Origin of the sequence: Cytobacillus sp. Bva_UNVM-123 (genome assembly GCF_046351715.2) — a bacterium.
Classification (GTDB): domain Bacteria; phylum Bacillota; class Bacilli; order Bacillales; family Cytobacillaceae; genus Cytobacillus.
Genome location: NZ_CM177772.1, coordinates 2,739,025 through 2,759,850 on the forward strand (window position 1 = coordinate 2,739,025; position 20,826 = coordinate 2,759,850).

Sequence of the window (20,826 nt, forward strand, 5' to 3'; positions counted from 1 at the left end):
TTGTAATATCCTACTATCATATCAAATATGTATTCATTATTGTAAAAAACATGGATGTTATCCGCAATTTTTACATATAAAAAAGAAGCCTGAAAACGATAAAAAGTTCCCAGACTAATCCTCTGTATAATACGTAAAACCAATAGCTCCAACACCAGTATGTGTACTGACGATTGGGGTCGTATACTCAATTTCAAAATCATGGTAAATATCGCTGATAGCAGCTTTTAATTGTGTAGCAAGTCCCATTCCACCTGCATGTGTCAAACCGACAGCTTTAATCGTTTTTCCCATTGTGTCTTCAGCAAACTGTTTTGCAAGAAATTTAACAGCTTGTGCATGACTCCTAACTTTAGCTACTGGTGTGTAAATTCCATCATCAAGTGATGCGATTGGCTTTATTTTTAATAATGAGCCAATTAATCCTGTCCCTCTTCCAATTCTGCCGCCTTTAATTAAGTTTTCTAGTGTATCCACTACAATGAATAATTTTGTCTGATTTCGAATTCCGTCCAACCTTGTTAAGATTTCCTGCATCGAATTGCCTTCTTGCGCCATTTTTGCGGCTTCTAAAACTTGAAAAGCGAGACCTTTTGAAATAAAACCCGAATCAACAACGGTAACATTCGAATTGGACATTTTCGCAGCGGATGTAGCAGTTTGGACAGTTCCACTCAATTCCTTTGTAAGATGAATCGACAATATTTCTGAGCCATCCTCACCTAGACGGTTAAATACTTCCAAAAAAACGCCTGCTGAAGGCTGCGAGCTCTTAGGCAATTCTTCTGACAAATTCATCATCTTGATAAATTCACTCGGTGTAATATCTACTCCATCCACATAAGATTTGCCACTAATTTGAATGGTTAACGGAACAATCTCGATATTATACTTCTCTAGCTCTTGTTTTGAAAGGTCAACGGTTGAATCGGTAACTATTTTTATTTTTTTCAAAATGTCACGTCCTTTTATGGCTTTACAAACTAATATTGTTCATATCATTAAAAACAGGGAAAGAGGTCCAATCGTAATAAAAAAAAGTTAATCATCATTTCCCCACATCCCCTATACACTTATTCTACAATAAACACTGAAAAATCGACATGATCTTCATAATTTTAACATATATTATCGAAAAGAGCTCCCCTTATTGCGCACCCACTCAAACTATCTTATTATAGTAATATCTTTCATTACGTTATTATCTTCGACTTATAACTTTACTGTTAATGTAAAGACAGCGAAAGGAGACTTTTTATGCACTCATATTTAAAAGAAAGAAATGGGATCTTCCCATCTGTATGCTCTCTTGATTGCCCTGATCAATGTGGTCTCCTTCTTCATAAAGAAAACGGAAAGATCGTTAAAGTTGAAGGTGATCCGAATCATCCTGTCACTCAAGGACATATTTGTAATAAAGTGAGAAATATGACAGAGCGTCTTTATGACCAAAATCGGCTTCAATATCCGATGAGAAGAATTGGACAAAAGGGTGAAGGAAAATTTGAACGTATTAGCTGGGAAGAAGCGATAAAAACCATTACTGACAATTGGAAAAAACTTATTGAGAGTGATGGACCTGAAAGTATTCTCCCATACCATTTTTATGGGAATATGGGCAATTTGAATGCAGCCGGCATGAATCAGCGCTTCTTTCATCGTCTGGGAGCCTCAAAGCTTGATGAAACAATCTGTCAGGCCGCTGGAACGACTGGATATAAATTTACAATGGGAGGCAATTTAGGAACCGATCCAGAAGATACAGTTCATGCAAAACTCATTATTCTATGGGGCATTAATGCCGCAAGTACAAATATGCATCAAATCGCATTCGCACAAAAGGCTAGAAAAAACGGGGCAAAAATTATTGTCATTGATGTTCATAAAAATCAAACTGGAAAACTAGCAGATTGGTTTATTCCCATTTTACCAGGAACTGATGGAGCGCTTGCTCTTGGATTGATGCATATATTATTTGCTGAAAATATGATTAACTCACAATTTTTACAACAATACACTGTAGGACATGAGGAATTACGTAAGCATGTCGTCCAATATGATCCAACCACCGTTTCTGAAATTACAGGAGTGCCAGTCGAACATATTTATAAACTTGCTCGTATGTATGGGGAAATAAGTCCTGCCTTTATTCGGATAGGAAATGGACTGCAGCACCACGACAATGGTGGCATGAATACTCGAGCTATTTCTTGTCTCCCTGCGCTAACTGGCCAATGGTTAATTAAAGGCGGCGGTGCCAATAAAGCAAATTCTAGCTTTCTCTCATTTAATGAAGAGAAACTTCAAAGACCAGATATATTAAATAACAAGGAAACACGCGTCATTAATATGAATTTGCTTGGTCAAGCATTACTTAATCTAGATGTTCCAGTGAAATCTTTATTTGTATTTAACAGCAATCCTGCTATCAGTGCGCCTGATGGGAATAAAGTTAGAGAAGGGCTTTTGAAAGAGGATTTATTTCTTGTCGTCCATGATTTATTTTTTACAGAAACGGCGAAATATGCTGATATTATTCTACCTGCCACTTCTTCTTATGAAAATACAGATTTTTATACATCTTACTGGCATCACTATATCCAAATTCAGCAGCCAGTTATTGAACCTTACGGTGAGTCGAAATCAAATGTTGATGTATTTCGTTTATTAGCTAAGGAGATGGGCTTTCATGAAGCTATCTTCGATGATTCTGAAGCTGAAATGATAGCTCAATGTCTTGATAACCCGTCTAACCCTTATATTGAAGGCATAACTTATGAAAAATTAGTGGAAAAACAGTTTATGAAAGCGAAATTGAAGCCGTTACTCCCTGGGAAACTACCAACTCCAAGCGGAAAAATCGAACTGTATTCTAAAAAAATGGAAGCGAATGGATATCCACCATTACCAACCTATCTTCCACTAAAGTCTGAAAGTGATTTACCTTTCATATTTATACCTGGACCAAATCATAACTTTTTAAACTCAACTTTTGCCAATATTGAAAAACATATGATGCTTGAAAAAGAGCCAAAATTATTTATGAATGAACAAGATGCAGCAAATCTTCAAATCGAAAATGGAGATAAAGTTAGAGTTTGGAATGAACGAGGGGAATGTGAGCTTACTGCTGTTATTGGGAATACAGTCTTACCAAGTGTTGTCGTTAGTCAAGGACTATGGTCAAATACGAAGCAAACGAAACAACTAGTAAATTCTCTAACACCAGACCGCCTCTCTGATATGGGGGGAGGAGCAACCTTCTTTTCGGGCCGTGTTCATGTAGAAAAAAGATAATTACACATTAAAAAGAGGTTGTTCATATTAAAATGGCCTTACAAAAGAATACTTTAATATGAATGAACCTCTTTTCTTCGTTTTTTAAATTCTTTTTATTTTCCTCGCTCTGGTGAAATATCATCTTGCTTATTTTTTCGCTTGTTCATAAAATGGATAATAAATGTACTAGCGAAAGCTAAAATAAGAATGGCAAAGAAAATCATATGATCTAATTCAAATCCAAACACACTGGCAAACATTTTTGCCGCAATAATGGCAATTAATATAAAGGCAGTATTTTCGAGCTCTGGTACTTTATCAATTAACACGAGGAATAATTTTGCAACGGTACGCATCATTAAAATTCCGAGCATACCACCAATTAATAATATCCACACTTTCTCAGATACCGCAAAAGCCGCTAATATACTATCAACTGAAAATGCCAAGTCCATTAACTCAACTGAAATGACCGTCCCCCAGAATACACCAAAAGTACGAATTAACCAGCCTTCTTTTTTTACACCTTCTGAATCATTTTCATCCTCACCAAGCCAAAAGTGTTTAATGACAATCCAGGCTAGATAAGCAGCACCTAAAACTTTAATCCACCAAAACTTTATTAAAATCATTCCAAGGCCGATAAAAACAAACCTAAAGAAATATGCACCGAACAAACCGTAGGTTAACGCCTTTTTCCTTTTGTCTTCTGGAAGATGTTTAACCATTACTGCCAATACGAGAGCATTATCAGCAGATAATAGTCCTTCCAATATAACTAATGTTCCTATAAATCCCCATGAGACAGGATCTGATAAAACCTCTACCCACATTTGCCAATCAAAAAACGAGGCATATGTGTCTAACAAATGATTAAGTAATTCCACAAAGAAGACTCCTTTTGCTATCGCACTTAATTGTATTTTTCATAAAAATAATTATACTGCGATATTTTCTATCTGGCTACTTAGAAAGTAGATGAAAGATAACCTTTTTATCATAATATTTATAACTTACCCTAGTTTAGAGGTGAATATACCTTGCTAAAAAAATAGCTTTCTTATAAAAAACCTCATCCTCTTATAATAATGAGGATGAGGCTACTACATTCACTTCATAGTCTATTAAATTTTAAATTTCATCATCATTTCTTGTAAGTTCTCACTTAACTTCGAAAGCTCAACAGCATCATTAGAGATTTGGACAGCACTAGCAGCTTGCTGTTCTGAAGCAGCACTTACTTCTTCTGCACTTGCTGAAGATTGTTCAGTGACCGCCGAAATACTCTCCATATTCTCTGATATACTTACGCTTATTTCTTCTAGATTTTGTATTAAGCTATTCGTTTTCTCAACTTGTTGCGAGGTTGTATTGACATTTTTTGAAATGTCTGTAAATGCTTCACCTGATTGAATCACTGCAGCCATACTATTTTCAGCTACATGTAAACCTTGTTCAATAGATTTCACGGCTCGATGACTTTCATCTTGAGTTTCAGAGATCATTTTCGAAATTTGTTCCGCTGATTTGCCAGTCTCATGAGCAAGTTTACGAACCTCCTCAGCAACAATAGCAAAACCTCTACCTGCATCACCTGCTCTTGCTGCTTCAATAGAAGCATTTAAGGCAAGTAAATTTGTCTGTTCCGTAATTCTACTAATCATTTCAACAACATTTCCAATATCAGTCGACCTTTTATCGACTAGCTTTATGATCTCAGCTGTTTCTTGAATTTGATTATTCGTCTCACGAATGGACGCAATCGCTTCATTAACGTAAATTTCGCCCTGCTCTGATAGTTCTTTGCTTTGCAATGAGCTATTATTCACTTCGTTAGCAAATTTACTTAATTCGCCAAGTGTTTGGCTCATATACTGGACTTTATCGGTTACACTTGAGACTGAGTTAACAATATCAGATGTCCCAGTTGCTAATTCGTTAATTGCTATTGCGACTTGTTCTGCTGATTGCTTTGTTTCCTCACTAGAATTCACAAGGGTCTCAGATGAATGTTTCACATGTTCTGAAACCGAATTAATTTGGGTTAAAATGCTCTGCATGCCCGAGATCATCGTATTGAAATTAAGTCCGAGAATACCGATTTCATCTTTTCCTTTATGAGAAACTGATAATGTTAAATCCCCTTTGGCCACTTCAGAAGTTAAACTGCTCATTCGTTGGAGCGGTTTAACAAGTCTTGAAGAAAAAATAATAATAATAATAATCGCAAATATTAAAACAATACCAGCTGTGACAAAGGAAAGCTTAGCCAAATAGGATAGCTCACTCGTCGCTTCAGCAATAGGAACAATAATAAACAAGTTCCAACCATTTGACTTCAACTGTTTATAAAACGTAAATCTTTCTTCGTTTTGATATTCATAACGAATCATGCCAACTTTTCCAGATTGCGCGTCTTCATGCGCCTTATTCAATTCCGGTATATTGACATCTTTAATAGTTGATTGTAATACTAGTTCATCATTCGGATGTTCGATAATCAAACCATCTTTTGCTGTCAAAATTGCATACCCTGTCTCTCCGACTTTCACTCCCGATACGAGCTGCTGTAAACTATCAATTGGGAATGTTCCCCCAAAAACACCTAACATCTCACCATTGGCGTTTTTTATTGGTACAGCAAAAACAACTGTTGTCGAATTATCGACTTTACTTACGACTGGATCTGAAATAGCAAAATCATTCCCAGCCTTAATCGATTGAAAATACTCTCGATCAGAAATATTTGTTTCTTTATTCACAGAAGTAATGGTTTTTCCATTAACATCAGAAATTAACAAAACGGAATATTCTGTAAACTGTTTCGAAATTCGATTTAAATATGCCTGCTGTTCATTTTCGTCCCCACTTATTACGTCTGAGCTTTGTGCAAACCCTTTTAATCTTTCAATATGAATTGAAAAAGAATCATCTAGCTTCTCTTGCGTTTTCTCTAAATTAGCTAAAGAATATCTTTCAAAGTTTGCCTCCAAAAACTCTTTCGCTTTACTTTGATTAATATACGCAACTAAAATTAAAGCAATACAAATGATCGGAACGATGACAACTAATAGTTTTGTTTTGAGACTATTCATTTTGCTTTTCCCCTTTTAAATAATTTCTATTTTAAAATAACACACACCATACCTATATCAAATAAAGAGAAGGGGATCATTAAGGAAACCAAATTCCCGGATTGGTTTCCTTTCATACGTTGAAATTTAATTACTGCCTAGTAAACGATGATAAACTAATTCAAATTCTTTTTTTGGCAAAGGTTTGCTCACATAATAACCTTGAATCTCATCACAACCAATGTCCTCTAATAATTGAATGACTTCCTTTGTTTCTATCCCTTCTGCAACTACCTTTAGATTAAGCTCATGTGCTAGAAAAGTAATCGCTTTTACAATTGCGATATCATCATTGTTTTTTGATACTTCATGAATAAAGCTGCGATCGATTTTCAATGCATTGATCGGAAATTTCCTTAAATAGTTTAAGGAGGAATAGCCTTTGCCAAAATCATCGATGGCCACAGAAACACCAATTTCTTGTAGTCGATTTAAACAATGAATGCATTCATCAGTTTGGTCAATAAAACTGTTTTCCGTAATTTCTATTTCCAATAATTCTGGCTTCAACCCAGTCTTCATCAATACTTGTTCTACTACATTTTCAAAATTAGGAAGACGAAAATGCAATGGAGAAATATTAACAGCTACCCTTAATGGTAAAACAAACGTAGTGTCATTCCATTCTTTATTTTGTCTACAAGCTTGTTCTAATACCCATCGATCAATTTTGATGATCAGTCCCGTTTCCTCAGCAATTGGTATAAATTTATCAGGAGGGACTTGTCCAAATACCGGGCTATTCCACCGGAGCAACGCTTCCATTCCATTTATTTCTTTCGACATTAAATTCAATTTAGGTTGAAAATATAATTCTAATTCATTATTTTCAATTGCATTGCGTAAGTGATGTTCAATCAGCATAATTTCTTCTTTCGAATCATTCATCTCATGCTGATAAATGCGATAATTATTACGACCGCATGTTTTGGCAACATACATGGCTGCGTCTGCATTTTTCAATAATGTTTCATAGTCCTTTCCATGATCTGGATACATACTAATTCCTATGCTACACGTCGAATAGATTTGTAGATTGGAAGGAAGTGCGATCGATTGGTCAAAAACTGCTAAAATTTGTTTCGCATATTTTATGACTATTTTTTCATTAATGTTTGGATATATTAGTACAAATTCATCTCCGGCAAATCGGTAAATTTGTGCTTTATCCCCAATAATTCTCTTAAGAATGATAGACACTTCTTTAATTAAATCATCTCCGATAGTATGTCCTAAAGAATCATTAATTTGCTTGAATCGATCTAAGTCAAGGAAAAAAACCGCAATATTTTGTTTTTTTGACGCGGAAATTTCAATAATGTGATTTAAATCGTAGCTAAACTGTCTTCTATTCGGTAAACTTGTTAATAAATCGTGAAAAGCCATAAATTCTATTTCATCTTGAGCTTTTTGTAATTCGGTAACGTCATTTGAATTTCCAATTACTTCAATTACCTTTCCATCACGATATATTGGAGATAAAAAGGTTAATAACTGAAATCCTTTATACGTATAATGATAGGAAACAGGCTCTCCACGAAAAGCTTCTTTAAAATTTTTTTCGATAATTGCAGCCATCTCAGGCGGGAATATCTCTTCAGGACTTTTATCATACATTTTTTCGTTATTTAAGCCTAGTTGATGAGCTAGTTTTCCGTCACTTAGTTTATAAATAAACTTTCCATCTTCATTTTTGATTATTTTAAAAATAAAATTATGCATGGAATTAACGACATGATGAAAGTCATTCTGGATTGCTGTTAGTAATTGTTCTTGAGCAAATTTTCCTTCCGAAATGTCTGTTCGAATAGCAAAATGCATAAGTGGCTTCCCTAATTGATCCTTTAGTGGAACAATCGTTGTCTTGACCCAATAGTATGATCCGTCCTTTGCTCTATTTTTCACCTCCCCATCCCATACCTCACCATTATTAATCGTTTCCCACATTTTTCTAAAAAACTGTTTATTATGAAAACCCGAATTGAGGATTCTATGATCCTTTCCTAATAGTTCCTTTCGACTAAATTTGGATAACTCACAAAACTTATCATTAGCATAAATAATTTTGCCTTTTACATCTGTTACAGCTACGATGGCTGATACATCTAACGCATATCTTAGATTAGAGAAGTCTTGTAAAAAGGTACTAATTTGCTGGATATCTTTTTCAAGCTTCAAGAAATTATTATATGTAGCACGCCCATCTCTAAATAATTCTTCTAATGAATCAATCCATGGCTGAACACGACTCTGTTCAAACATACCATCCAATTGTCATCACCCTTTTACTAGCTTCTAATTTCAAAAAAATGGACACTCAAGGATCTTTTAATTCAAAATAATAGATTTACAGTGACTTAGTATATTTTTATCATAATTTGTCATTTGATACAATAATTTGTCGATTTTTCCTTAATAACATACTGCTAAAGGGATTTACATTAAAAATAGATCAAAAAAAAGAAGAGGTGTTACCCTCCTTCACGAAAAGACTTTAGTTCTTTTTTACTATTAATCACCTGTCCAAATTTTACTCAGATTTTTTACTTTTCCCTTTTACAAATCGATAAGCTAAATAAGCTATATAAAGTGGTGTCGCAATATAAATCAAGTACGGAAATTGTCCACTTGTACCCTTTTGGTAAATAATGAAAAGCAGGCTTCCAAGAAAGATAGTCACAATTGTCCCGTATTTCGGGAGAGGGACTTTCTTTAAGCTCGGAATCCGAACTTTACTTACCATAAGAAAGCACATTCCTGTGAATACAACAGTCGTAACGATATGAGGAATTTTATCGCCAAATAAAGTGAGAATAGCTAAGATCCCCCCAGCCGCTGTAATGGGAACACCAACAAAATAATCTAATGAGGTTTTTGTAGAGCTAATATTAAATCTTGCTAAACGATAAGCTCCAAACAAAGGAAATAGTCCGGCAACAATTAAACCTAATAAGCCAAATTGAAAGAAATAAGTATAATAAACCAAAAATGAAGGCGCAACTCCAAATGTTACAATATCTGCCAAAGAATCAAGTTCTTTCCCTAATGTACTATCTACATTTAGCATTCTTGCCATTCTTCCGTCCATACTATCGAGCATCATTCCGATTAATATTAAAATAGCAGCATTTTTGAATTGTCCGTTTGCTGCAAATCCAATCGATAAAAAGCCACAATATAAATTACCTAAAGTTAATGCATTGGGAATCATTTTTTTAACTCGCATTCGATATCTGTCCACTCCTCTCATGTAATCATAGCATATGTAAATAAGATTATTTCACACAAATTTCAGCAAGTAAAAATGCGAAACAATAAGATTATATCATTTTATTACATTGCTTGGATAAAATTCACAAAAAAAATAATAAAAAGGCATCGGATTGTATTCCGATGCACAATCTTTTTTATTCTATATAAACGCCTTTAATTCTTTCATGAAGGTATTAGCTCTTTTTTGATTGCTTTGCCTTCTCCATCATCATGCTAATTCCTTATTTAACAACATTTCCCTTAGTTGCTTGCGAATTCGATATAATCTCGTTTTTACTGTATTCTGATTGATCATCAGAATATCAGCAATTTCTCTCTCCTTTAATCCGAAGTCATTCTTCAATTCGTATACTCTCTTTTGGTCAGAAGGAAGATCGTTAATATAATTCGTTATTTCATTTTGCACAAAATTCATTTCAACTTCTAGCTCAACGTTTTGACTCATTTTCACATTTGTCTTTTCTATGTCAATATAATTATCTAGCCGCTCATTAACTCTGCTTTCTTTCCGAATAAAATCAATCGCAGTTCTCGTTGCTATCGTTGATAACCATGCACCTAATTTTTCTTCGTCTTCAACCATTTCCAGCTTCTGATATGCCTTAATAAACGTTTCCTGGACGATGTCCTGAGCTAAATAATAATCTCTAGTAATACCGTATGCAACATGAAAAAGACGCTTCTGGTATTGTTCACAAATTTCCTTCATTCTTATATCTAATGAACTAGTCATCATTGTAACCCCTCCCTCCTCATTACCACTCAATATTTATGTTTATAAGCCTTGTTCAACGAACACAGGAACATGATTGCTGTTAAAACTTTTAATATCAACTGAGCCATCTACTTTATAATAAAAACCAATGATATATGGTCCATCTAAATGGCTTGTTGCATTCTCGAGACACATTTTTAACTTCGCTTTATCGGTAATTTTAATTGATGTTCCGTTTGTTTCCATTTGTTCGAATACATTTTCATTCCCTTTTGAGTAATCAAGATCTAAATCCTCTCTTTTAGCGATATAGGCATAAGTAATATCTTCGGCATTTATTCTTGCATCATCCAGTAAACCTTTTTTCGTAAGCCAGCTTTCAAATTTTTTGTAAGATACTCGCCAATCTAATGAGAAATTTTTTTTATTCTTCTGGACTATCACTATATTAGAATAGGAATCTCTTTCATCTTGTGTATCTTCGTAAGTGGCTGAATAAACTTCATCTTGTAAAATAGAAACGGCTTCTTGTAAATCATTCGGATCGATGATGACTGTTCTTTTATAGATCGGACCGTTTGGATGAATCGTCATTTTTTCAATCTGATCTGCTTTTACTTGTAGAACAGGGTTTGTTGTTTGTTTGAATTCATCTGATTCATGGATGAATTTATAAAAATGAGCATAATCCTTTTTATCAATTAAGTAATTGCGCACAATCTTCTTCCCATTTTTCAATTCATAAACGAAAAATGCATTTTCATTATTAGGGCTCCGTTTATTACTATTTTTATTCGCAATAATTTCCTTCTGAAGCCGTGAAATTAATTCGATATTTTCCACTTCTTTTAAGAAAAATGAATTTTCATTATCATTATAAAAATAGTAATTGCTACTAAGATGTACACGTTCAATTTCATTTAAAGGTGGTACTGTTTTTTCGTAATATGTAAAATCAACCTGAAAGAGAAATGCTAAAACAGCGATGATTCCTGAATAAACGAGTAAGCCTTTAATATGAATAATAATTCGCCATGATTTTTGCAAAACCATTTCTGCAATAAAATATCCAATTACGGCTCCAAATAGATAACCAACAATAACCCAAGCTGTATTACGTTCCATCTGGCCAAAATACATGCCACCTAATAGCATTGTACAGAACGTCGTCCCGTATTTAAAAAATGGCTTTAATACTGGAAATACAAGCGCCTGCGACACAGCTTCAAGCTTTCTATTTTTGTAAAGAAATAATGATAACCCATATAATGCTATCAACAAGAGGACATAAACGATTATTTCAACTAATTCTAAAGGCCGTTCTGCAATAAAATAAAATCTGACTAAAGGTGAAAATACTTCTACCTTTCGCTGCATGAAATATTGTTCTGGGAAGCCATATAAATAGTACGGGAGATTATAGATCAACAATACTAGCATGCCGCTCGGTAATAGCAAAGCTATATACGTCAACACACCTTGAGCAGCTGATATCCCACACAACATGCCAACAAATACTCCAGCAAAGAAAATCAGGATGTTAAACAAAATAGTAGTCATTAACCATTGGAAAATATCGCCAACTGTAAAAAAATCAGCTAAGTTTAACGGTTTATATAAAGCAATGATAATTAAAGCATTCGCGAGTATCGGAGTAATAAGCAACACAAGACCGATAAGTGTATATTGATGGAAAACACTTTCTCTTTTGACTGGAAGACTATGAATTAAATCACTGTAAGATTTCACATGTAAGAATCGAAATAGAAAGATTGCCATTAATACTGGAATACTAATCGATAAAATAAATTGAAAGTCAAAATTAAATTGAAATAAATTTTCTCTCCACATATATTCACGATGCTCTTCCGAAGTGGACCTGAGTATTTCTAACGGAAATACCAGAAACAAGCCAAGAAAATAAATGATCGAAATCCAACCAACTGATCGAAAAATTATTTTCCCTATTTCTTTATTAACCAAGGATATTTTCGAGTGCATAACCAACATCCCCCATTTCGTAAATAAAGATTTCTTCTAATGTAAGCGGTAGGATATCGAATATGACAGGATTATGTTCTTCTATATTTGCACATATGTCTGCTTCTTTTCCTCTAACAATTAGGATAGAAACACTCCCACGTTTTTCTTCGTGCAAAATTTTCGTATTCTCAAAAAGAGCCTTTGGAAGTGATGCCCCGTTTTTAAAGGCTACTTGAACTTTACGCGTGTCTGATTTAAGGTCATCTAAATCTTTCTCGATGACCATTCGTCCTTTATGCATGATTCCTACATAATCACAAATATCTTCAACCTCTTTAAGATTATGTGAAGCGATCAATACGGTCATTTCCCTTTCAGCAACATCTTCTATTAATAAGCTTTTGATTTTTTTTCTCATCACCGGATCCAGCCCATCCATTGGTTCATCAAGGATAAGCACTTCTGGCTTCGTTGAAAATGCCAATATAAACGCTGCTTGTCTTTGGATTCCCTTTGAAAATCGGTGTATCTTTTTATGTACATCCATGTCAAATATCGCAACTAATTCCAAATATCTTTCTTCATCCCAGCTTGGATATAAGCTTTCGTAAAATGCAGCCATTTGTTTAACCGTATATTGAGGGAGAAAATAGGGAGTATCTTGAATGAAAATAAGCTTTTTTTTCATAGCCATATTTTCATATATTGGCTGTTCATCAATCGTCACCATGCCTTCATCTTGAACATAGATGCCGGACAAAAGCTTCAATAAGGTTGTTTTTCCTGCACCATTCGAGCCGAGTAATCCGTAGATCGAGCCTTTATTAATTTGAATATTAATGTTTTCAATGGCTTCAAACTCTTCAAATGTTTTCCGGAGATTTCTAACTTTAATCACTATTCACCCCTCCTCCGACCTCTATTTCTATTTCTTTTACTAATGAATATAGCTCGTCAGCCGTCATCCCTAAATACAGTGCTTCAGATAGCAACTTTCTTAGATCGGTTTTTACTTTTGTTATTTTTTCAGTATTTTCTTCAATTATGACAGGGCTAACAAAACTTCCCTTCCCTTTGACAGAATATATGTATCCTTGTATTTCAAGTTCCCGATAGGCCTTTTGAATTGTATTCGGATTGATTGTCAGTTGTTGTGCAAGTGTTCGTACGGAAGGCAACTGTTCATCAGTTTTCAATATTTCTGCAATAATGAGTTCTTTTAACCGTTCAACTAATTGCTCATAAATCGGTTTTCGACTCCTAATATCGAGTTCAAACATATTTTGCCTCCCTTCAAACTGTATATAGTGTACTATGATACGTAATACAGTTAATACAGTTTGATTATAATACAATTATTTCAAATAGAGAATAGCAATTCGAGAAATTTATTATTTTTTTTTGTAATAAGCCCATATAAACATAAAAAAAGGAAAATGCCTTCGCAATTTCCTTTTTTATGTTTGCATATTAGTTGATAATACCCACTAGACTAGCTAGCTGAGTGCAATGCTTTAATGTTGACCGCACATGCTTTAAATTCTGCAGTCCCTGAAATCGGATCAAATTCATTTATTGTTAACACATTTGTAGGGACATCACTAAAATGGAAGCTCATAAAGACAAGCCCTGGGGCAACTTGCTCTGTTACCTTGGCCTTTACAGTTACACTCCCACGCCTAGAACTTACTTCAACCAAATCGCCTGACTCAATGCCTAACTGCTCAGCGTCTACTGGATGGATATCAGCCGTTTCTTCCGTTTGTTTTATTTTTACACCGTCAGCATAATATTTTGTTTGAGTATGTGTATTATAAGATTCGTATCGTCTTCCAGTCGTTAATGTAAATGGGTATTCCTTATCAGGCATCTCAACAGGCTCAGTATAGGTGACTGGGACAAATGATGATTTTTTACCAGTTAATTCACTTTCAGCATGATAGCGTTCGTGAAGAACAAAGGTTCCTGGGTGTGATTCATCAGGACATGGATAATGAAGACTATATTCTTTCTCAAGTCTTGAATATGGCATGCCACCATACATTTCCCAAGCAAGCTCTCTTACTTCTTCCCATATTTCTTCACTATTATGATAGTTCATCTCATAGCCAAGCATTATAGATAAATCACAAAGAATTTGCCAATCCTCTTTCGTATTTGGATGTGGTTCAACCGCTTTACGAACACGCTGAATTCTTCTATCCGTATTCGTATATGTCCCTTCTACTTCTCCCCATGACCGTGCAGGTAGGACAACATCTGCTAGTTTCGCTGTTTCCGTTAGGAAAATATCTTGTACGATTAATAAGTCGAGATTTTTTAGGAGCTCCCTTGTATGATTCATGTGAACATCTGCCACAAGAGGATTTTCGCCTATACAATAAAGCGCTTTCACAGCACCAACTTCCATTTTCTCAAATGCTCTCGTCTGCGTATCTCCAGCAACTGGATTGATTTTACACTCCCATGCTTTTTCGAAGCGAGCACGGTAATCATCATTTGTGATGCTAACCGCACCAGGCATCATATTTGGAAGGCAGCCCATATCTCCTGCTCCCTGAACATTATTTTGTCCTCTTAATGGCATAATGCCACTGCCAGCTTTTCCAATTTGCCCTGTCAGCAGAGCAAGATTCGCAACATCAAATACATTGTTCACTCCACAATGATGCTCAGTAATCCCTAGTGTATAAGCAATCATTGCTTTGTCTGCTTGCGCATATTCTCTTGCCGTAGCAATAATGTCTTCAGGCGCTAATCCTGTAATCTTAGCAGCGTATTCTGGTGTGTACATTTCTACTTGTTCTTTTAATGTGTCAAAATCAACGGTGAATGTCTGAATAAAGTTAGGATCGTATAACTCTTCTTTAATAATGACATGAATCATTGCATTCATAAGCGCAATATCTGAACCAACATTAATTTGTAAATGGCGATGGGAGAATTTAACCATGTCAATCTTTCTTGGATCGACAACAATAATTTTCAACCCTGACTTTACAGCTTTTTTCATTCGATTCGCAATAATGGGATGTGCTTCTGTCGTATTGGACCCCATTAGTAACAACACTTCAGCCTCATCAAAATCTTCTAATCGATTTGTTGGAAATCCACTTCCAAATACAGTTGCCAGACCGGCAACACTAGGTGCGTGTCAAGTTCGGTTACATCCGTCAATATTATTACTACCAATTACTGTCCGCATGAATTTTTGCGTTACATAGTTTACTTCATTCGTACTTCTTGCTGTTGCGAACATCGTGATCGCTTCAGGGCCAAATTGCTCTTTTACCCCTTTAAGCTTTTCAGCAATAAATTTATATGCTTCATCCCAAGTAGTTTCAACAAGTTCCCCTGCTTTGCGAATTAATGGGGATGTTAAGCGACTAGTTGCATGAACATATTCATATGCAAATGATCCTTTTACACAGGTTTGCCCTTTATTAACAGGCGCATCTTTATCTCCGCGAATTTTGACAATCTTATTATCCTCTACCTCAAGTACGAGTCCACACCCTGTTCCACAATAACCACAAACGGTTTTAACCTTTGCAGCCTCACTCATACCACAACCTCCTATTATGCTGTTACCAATATTATTGTAATCTTACTATTTATTATTATACAACATTATGATGAGTGAGATAATAGTTATTGTCCGAAAAATCTAATATTAACTATTATTATCGTTTTTATGTTCACTACTTTTAATCTTTTTTATGTGCATAGCCTAATCTCGCTGATAAACCTTTGCCGATTTTGATTATACTTGGTTGTAGTTTTATTAATCGCTCATTATTCATACGAATGGACGGTCCTGATACGCTAACAGCGGCAATGACCTTGCCAACATGATCAAAAATAGGTGCAGCTATACAAGTAATGCCATATTCATTTTCTTCTAAATCTAATGCGAAGCCTTTTTTTCTTATCTCAACAAGTTCTTGCAAAATCACATTTTTATCTGTAATTGTATTTGATGTATGGACCTGCATCCCTTTTCGTTCTAGAATCTCGAGTACTGTAGATGTTTGAAGATGAGCTAAAATGGCCTTGCCAACTGAAGTGCAGTGCATCGGTGCCCTCTTCCCTACTTTTGAATGCATTCTAAGAATTTCGTTTCCTTCTAATTTTTCAATATAAACAACTTCGCCCTCATCATATACAACAAGATGAATAACCTCATTCGTTTCATTTTCTAATTCCTTTAAAAATGGCCTTGCCTCTTCTCTTAAGTCAATAGACTCTAATAGTCTTGAGCTAATCTCTAAAAATGTGTAGCCTAACTTATATTTTCCTGAAAGCTTATCTTGCTCAACATAACCGTATTGAACTAAGGTAGACAAAATTCGAAAAACGGAGCTCTTATTTATATCCATCTGATTTGCAATTTCAGTAACACCAAGCCCCCCTTTTTTTAAGCTTATCAACATAATAATATCTAATGCCCTACTTACTGATTTCACCATATTCTCTCTTAACATTTTAACTTCACCTCAAACTCAAGCTTTCTTTTAAATAAGAAAATGAAATAGGGCTGTTTTATAGAAAAACGGTCTGATCTCAACTAATGTGAGTCAAACTTCTAAAAAACAGCCCCACAAAAAATATTATTGATTGATAGCAAATTTTTCTTTTGCTTCTAAACGGCGCTTATGAAGAATCGGTTCTGTATAACCGTTAGGCTGGTCAAACCCTTTAAAAATAAGATCACATGCAGCTTGAAAAGCAACCGAGTGTTCAAAGTTAGGCGCCATCGGTCGATATTTAGGATCATCTACATTTTGTTGATCCACGATTATCGCCATCCGCTTTAATGTTTCTTCTACCTGCTCTTTTTTGCAAATACCATGATGGATCCAGTTGGCAACATGCTGACTTGATATCCGTAATGTTGCGCGATCTTCCATCAAACCGACATGATGAATGTCAGGAACTTTTGAACAGCCAATTCCTTGCTCAACCCAACGAACGACATAGCCTAGAATTCCTTGTGCATTATTATCAAGCTCCTGCTGAATTTCTTCTTTCGTCCATGCTCTATTTTTTGCCAATGGTACTTGTAATATGTCATTTCGAAGATCTTGATATTCATTTAATAACCTCGTTTGGACATCTTTAACATTTACTTCATGATAATGAAGAGCATGCAATGTTGCTGCTGTCGGAGAAGGAACCCATGCAGTGTTTGCCCCGGCTTTTAGATGACCTATTTTGTTCTTCATCATATCGGCCATCATATCTGGCATTGCCCACATTCCTTTCCCAATTTGTGCTTTACCTTGAAATCCAGCCGATAAGCCATTATTCACATTTGACTTCTCATAGGCATGAAGCCAACATGCAGCCTTCATTTCATTTTTGCGTATCATGGGGCCAGCTTCCATAGATGTATGAATTTCATCACCTGTTCGATCAAGAAATCCAGTATTGATAAATGCAACCCTCTCCTTAACCTCGCGAATACAAGCCTTTAAATTTAATGAAGTCCTTCGCTCTTCGTCCATCACACCGATTTTTAACGTATTTCGATTCAAGCCTAACATGTCTTCTACACGATTAAATAATTCATTTGCGAAGGCAACTTCTTTAGAACCATGCATTTTTGGCTTAACAATATAAGCCGAACCTTTAGCAGAATTTTGATGTAAGCAGTTACCTATTAATGAATGTTTAGCAATTAAACTAGTGACAACAGCATCGATTATGCCTTCGAATACTTCCTCACCATCTTCAGTCAGAATCGCATTAATCTTCATTAAATGACCAACATTTCGAACGAGCATTAATGATCGACCTGAAAGAGAAAGTGACTTTCCATTAGGCGCAGTATAAGTACGATCAGAACTTAACGTTCGAATATGTTCTTTTCCTTCTTTTAAAAACGAAGCAGATAAATTTCCTTTCATTAAGCCTAGCCAATTGCGATATACTAGCACTTTATCTTCTGCATCAACAGCTGCTACCGAATCCTCACAATCCATAATCGTTGACAAAGCCGCTTCAAGAAGAATATCTTTCACTCCGGCTGCATCTCTTTTCCCAATTGGATGATTTCGGTCGATTTGGATTTCGAAATGAATCGCATTATTTTTTAGCAATACTGTGTTCAGACTAGTAGGTTCTCCCTGATAACCTGCAAACTTCTCTTCCTCTGCTAAAGTACTTTCTTCACCATTTATAAGTTCTACGATTAATTTATGATCACGAATACGATATTGAACGACATCCTTATGAGATCCAGACTTTAAAGGAACAATCTTATCAAGAAATTCCTTTGCAAATGATATGACATTTTCACCACGAATCGGATTATACTCTCGATTACGATGTGCATCATTTTCCTCACTTATTACATCAGTTCCATAAAGTGCATCATAAAGACTTCCCCAGCGTGCATTTGCTGCATTTAGAGCATAACGGCCATTATTTACTGGAACAACAAGCTGTGGACCTGCTTGATTTGCTATTTCTTCATCCACATTTGCTGTTGTAATCTTAAAATCTTCCCCTTCATCTTCAAGATAACCGATCTCTTCTAAAAATGCTCTATATGCTTTAAACTCGAATTGTTCATTGTTCCGGTGCCATGAATGAATTTTGTTTTGGATTTCATTTCTTTCGAGCAGTAACTGTTTATTTCTTGGAGTTAAGTCATAAATGAGTTTTTCAAACTCATTCCAAAACGATTCTTGCTGAACTCCGCTTTCAGGTAACACTTCATAATTAATGAACTCAAACAATTCCTTCGCGACTTGCAGTCTTCCAACATTCATATAATTGGTCATTTCTTAACCTCCTTCTTTTTCACAAAAATAATTGTGTTTCATTATCTGTTTGTTATGACGAAACACCGTTCCATTCTATCGATAAAAAAAGAATAGCACTTAACTTACATTATTTCAATAATATTCAAACTATTTCCTTCGACAAAAAAAACTAACCTCTTTCGTTAAAGTTGAGGTTAGTTTTTTTGCTTTCTAAACTATATGATTACATACGACGAACATGTCCTTTAAAATGGCTTTTCCAATAACCGCCGCTCATATCAGCAATTGCTACTCCAGTTGAACTTTGAGAGCCAATGAACTTGCCTCCACCGAGATAAATTCCAACATGGCCATCTTTCTTATATGTATCAAAGAATACTAAATCTCCAGGTCTAGCTTCACTATATGAAACTTTACTTCCTGTCGTTCTTAATCCTGAAGTACTCGTTGGAATATGCATTCCTCCTTGAGAGAATGCCCAAGAAACGAAACCTGAACAATCGAATCTACCATTAGCAATATCAGATTGTGTTCTACCAGCACCGAAAACATAAACAGAATTACCAAAGTATTTATAGCCTGCAGAAATAATCGTATTCATATTTCCACTTGGAGTAGAAACATGATTATTATGAGTCGGAGCTTTTTCGCTACTTACATTATTTGATGTGTTTGATGGTTTAGAGTCATTTGTTGTACTAGATACAGGTACAGAAGCATGTACTTCTGGTGCCCTTAAACTTATTTCAATTTTACTTTGAATTTCTCTTTCTTTTGCAGCAAGCGTACTATCCTTCATTTGAAGCTCTTCTTTTAAAGATGATGTTTCTTGTTGCTTCAATTGAAGTTGCTTCTTCAATTCATCATTATGCTGCTTTTGATCTTCCATCGTAGCCCGTATTCCTTCAAGCTCTTGTTGCATTTCTTGTAAATCCGCCAGTTTCTTTTCAACAGATGCTTTCTTCTCTTCCAACTCTTTTTTATCTGCATCATGTTGCTTAAGAATTTCACTATCCGCATTTACAATAGTTGAAACTGCACCCACTCTTTCAATAAAATCACTGAAGCTCGTTGCACCAAGTAAAACTTCTATGTATCCAATCGTGCTACTGCCATTCTCTTGATATGCTAAGGCACGTTGTTTTAAAATATCATTTCGTTTTTCAATTCTGTCTTGAATGACAACAATTTCTTCTTTTAATTGCGTAATCTCAGTATTTACAATTTTAATGTCTGCTTCGGTTTTAATAATTTGATTATTATTATCAATCATTGCTTGATCGACTTTTTTAATTTGTGCATTCAGTTTAGCAAGCTCTTCTAATACTGAATTTAACTGTTGTTCTGCTTTTGAGATATTTGATTGTAACGCTGACCGTTGATTTTGAATATCTATTTTCTGATTATGTAAGGATTTTGCATCTACTGATGGGATTGCGAATGCACTCCCTAGTCCAAGCATGAGTGTCGTATTAAAAATAACTAACTTTTTCTTCATTCAATTTACCTGCCTTCCAATCCGTTTAAACTCTAGCTGTCATCATCAAAAACAAAAGAACATGAAGACCTTTCATGACATTCATTTAAAATTTTGAGTTTTTCATTGTATATTCGACAAAATTCATTCTATCTTTCACTTATATTCTGGATTATAGCATCACATTTTAACAGG

14 protein-coding genes are annotated in these 20,826 nt (G+C 35.1%); 1 reads left to right on the forward strand and 13 read right to left on the reverse strand.

Translation table 11 applies throughout. The annotated features are described in order from the left end of the window. Window positions 1-114: 114 nt before the first annotated feature. On the reverse strand, window positions 115-954 hold the full coding sequence (gene fakB, locus KDN24_RS13660) for a fatty acid kinase binding subunit FakB (protein WP_409973716.1): 840 nt from the start codon (window positions 952-954) through the stop codon (window positions 115-117). 303 nt (window positions 955-1,257) lie between these two features. On the opposite strand from fakB, the gene KDN24_RS13665 reads away from it, so the two are divergent. Further along, window positions 1,258-3,297: a molybdopterin oxidoreductase family protein gene (locus tag KDN24_RS13665; RefSeq protein ID WP_409973715.1), complete on the forward strand. Its 2,040-nt coding sequence runs from the start codon at window positions 1,258-1,260 to the stop codon at window positions 3,295-3,297. A gap of 95 nt (window positions 3,298-3,392) precedes the next feature. Here the strand turns inward: KDN24_RS13665 and KDN24_RS13670 are convergent, their stop codons facing one another. The 12 genes from KDN24_RS13670 to KDN24_RS13725 all read right to left on the reverse strand — a co-directional run bounded on the left by KDN24_RS13670 (window position 3,393) and on the right by KDN24_RS13725 (window position 20,652). After that, window positions 3,393-4,166, reverse strand: a complete 774-nt coding sequence (locus KDN24_RS13670) for a MeeY/MeeF family manganese export membrane protein (protein WP_409973714.1) — start codon at window positions 4,164-4,166, stop codon at window positions 3,393-3,395. Window positions 4,167-4,403: 237 nt separating this feature from the next. Next, complete coding sequence (locus KDN24_RS13675) at window positions 4,404-6,374, reverse strand: methyl-accepting chemotaxis protein (protein WP_409973713.1); 1,971 nt, start codon at window positions 6,372-6,374, stop codon at window positions 4,404-4,406. Window positions 6,375-6,500: 126 nt separating this feature from the next. Next, window positions 6,501-8,675 (reverse strand): sensor domain-containing protein, encoded by a 2,175-nt coding sequence (locus tag KDN24_RS13680; RefSeq protein WP_409973899.1) that lies wholly within the window; start codon window positions 8,673-8,675, stop codon window positions 6,501-6,503. 268 nt (window positions 8,676-8,943) lie between these two features. Continuing rightward, window positions 8,944-9,639 (reverse strand): CDP-diacylglycerol--serine O-phosphatidyltransferase, encoded by a 696-nt coding sequence (gene pssA, locus KDN24_RS13685; RefSeq protein ID WP_409973712.1) that lies wholly within the window; start codon window positions 9,637-9,639, stop codon window positions 8,944-8,946. 255 nt (window positions 9,640-9,894) lie between these two features. Continuing rightward, a complete protein-coding gene (locus tag KDN24_RS13690; RefSeq protein ID WP_409973711.1) occupies window positions 9,895-10,422 on the reverse strand; it encodes an RNA polymerase sigma factor in 528 nt (175 codons plus the stop codon). A gap of 39 nt (window positions 10,423-10,461) precedes the next feature. Next, a complete protein-coding gene (locus KDN24_RS13695; RefSeq protein ID WP_491348045.1) occupies window positions 10,462-12,402 on the reverse strand; it encodes a DUF6449 domain-containing protein in 1,941 nt (646 codons plus the stop codon). After that, a complete protein-coding gene (locus KDN24_RS13700) occupies window positions 12,377-13,282 on the reverse strand; it encodes an ABC transporter ATP-binding protein (RefSeq protein ID WP_409973708.1) in 906 nt (301 codons plus the stop codon). Before KDN24_RS13700 ends, KDN24_RS13695 begins: the two co-directional genes overlap by 26 nt. Further along, complete coding sequence (locus KDN24_RS13705) at window positions 13,275-13,664, reverse strand: GntR family transcriptional regulator (protein ID WP_409973707.1); 390 nt, start codon at window positions 13,662-13,664, stop codon at window positions 13,275-13,277. Before KDN24_RS13705 ends, KDN24_RS13700 begins: the two co-directional genes overlap by 8 nt. Window positions 13,665-13,876: 212 nt before the next feature. Then, window positions 13,877-15,949: a formate dehydrogenase subunit alpha gene (fdhF, locus tag KDN24_RS13710; protein ID WP_409973706.1), complete on the reverse strand. Its 2,073-nt coding sequence runs from the start codon at window positions 15,947-15,949 to the stop codon at window positions 13,877-13,879. A 142-nt stretch (window positions 15,950-16,091) separates the two neighbouring features. Further along, window positions 16,092-16,868, reverse strand: a complete 777-nt coding sequence (locus KDN24_RS13715) for an IclR family transcriptional regulator (RefSeq protein WP_409973705.1) — start codon at window positions 16,866-16,868, stop codon at window positions 16,092-16,094. A 126-nt stretch (window positions 16,869-16,994) separates the two neighbouring features. After that, window positions 16,995-19,172: a malate synthase G gene (locus tag KDN24_RS13720; RefSeq protein WP_409973704.1), complete on the reverse strand. Its 2,178-nt coding sequence runs from the start codon at window positions 19,170-19,172 to the stop codon at window positions 16,995-16,997. 205 nt (window positions 19,173-19,377) lie between these two features. Further along, window positions 19,378-20,652, reverse strand: coding sequence for a coiled-coil domain-containing protein (locus KDN24_RS13725; protein ID WP_409973703.1), 1,275 nt, complete (start codon window positions 20,650-20,652; stop codon window positions 19,378-19,380). Between the last annotated feature and the right edge of the window lie 174 nt (window positions 20,653-20,826).

Coding starts and splice junctions, on each gene's coding strand:
- KDN24_RS13665 (WP_409973715.1), top strand. CDS start 1,258: ATGCACTCATATTTAAAAGAAAGAAATGGGATCTTCCCATCTGTATGC.
- KDN24_RS13675 (WP_409973713.1), bottom strand. CDS start 6,374: ATGAATAGTCTCAAAACAAAACTATTAGTTGTCATCGTTCCGATCATT.
- KDN24_RS13680 (WP_409973899.1), bottom strand. CDS start 8,675: ATGTTTGAACAGAGTCGTGTTCAGCCATGGATTGATTCATTAGAAGAA.
- pssA (WP_409973712.1), bottom strand. CDS start 9,639: ATGCGAGTTAAAAAAATGATTCCCAATGCATTAACTTTAGGTAATTTA.
- KDN24_RS13690 (WP_409973711.1), bottom strand. CDS start 10,422: ATGATGACTAGTTCATTAGATATAAGAATGAAGGAAATTTGTGAACAA.
- KDN24_RS13695 (WP_491348045.1), bottom strand. CDS start 12,402: ATGCACTCGAAAATATCCTTGGTTAATAAAGAAATAGGGAAAATAATT.
- KDN24_RS13705 (WP_409973707.1), bottom strand. CDS start 13,664: ATGTTTGAACTCGATATTAGGAGTCGAAAACCGATTTATGAGCAATTA.
- KDN24_RS13715 (WP_409973705.1), bottom strand. CDS start 16,868: ATGTTAAGAGAGAATATGGTGAAATCAGTAAGTAGGGCATTAGATATT.
- KDN24_RS13720 (WP_409973704.1), bottom strand. CDS start 19,172: ATGACCAATTATATGAATGTTGGAAGACTGCAAGTCGCGAAGGAATTG.
- KDN24_RS13725 (WP_409973703.1), bottom strand. CDS start 20,652: ATGAAGAAAAAGTTAGTTATTTTTAATACGACACTCATGCTTGGACTA.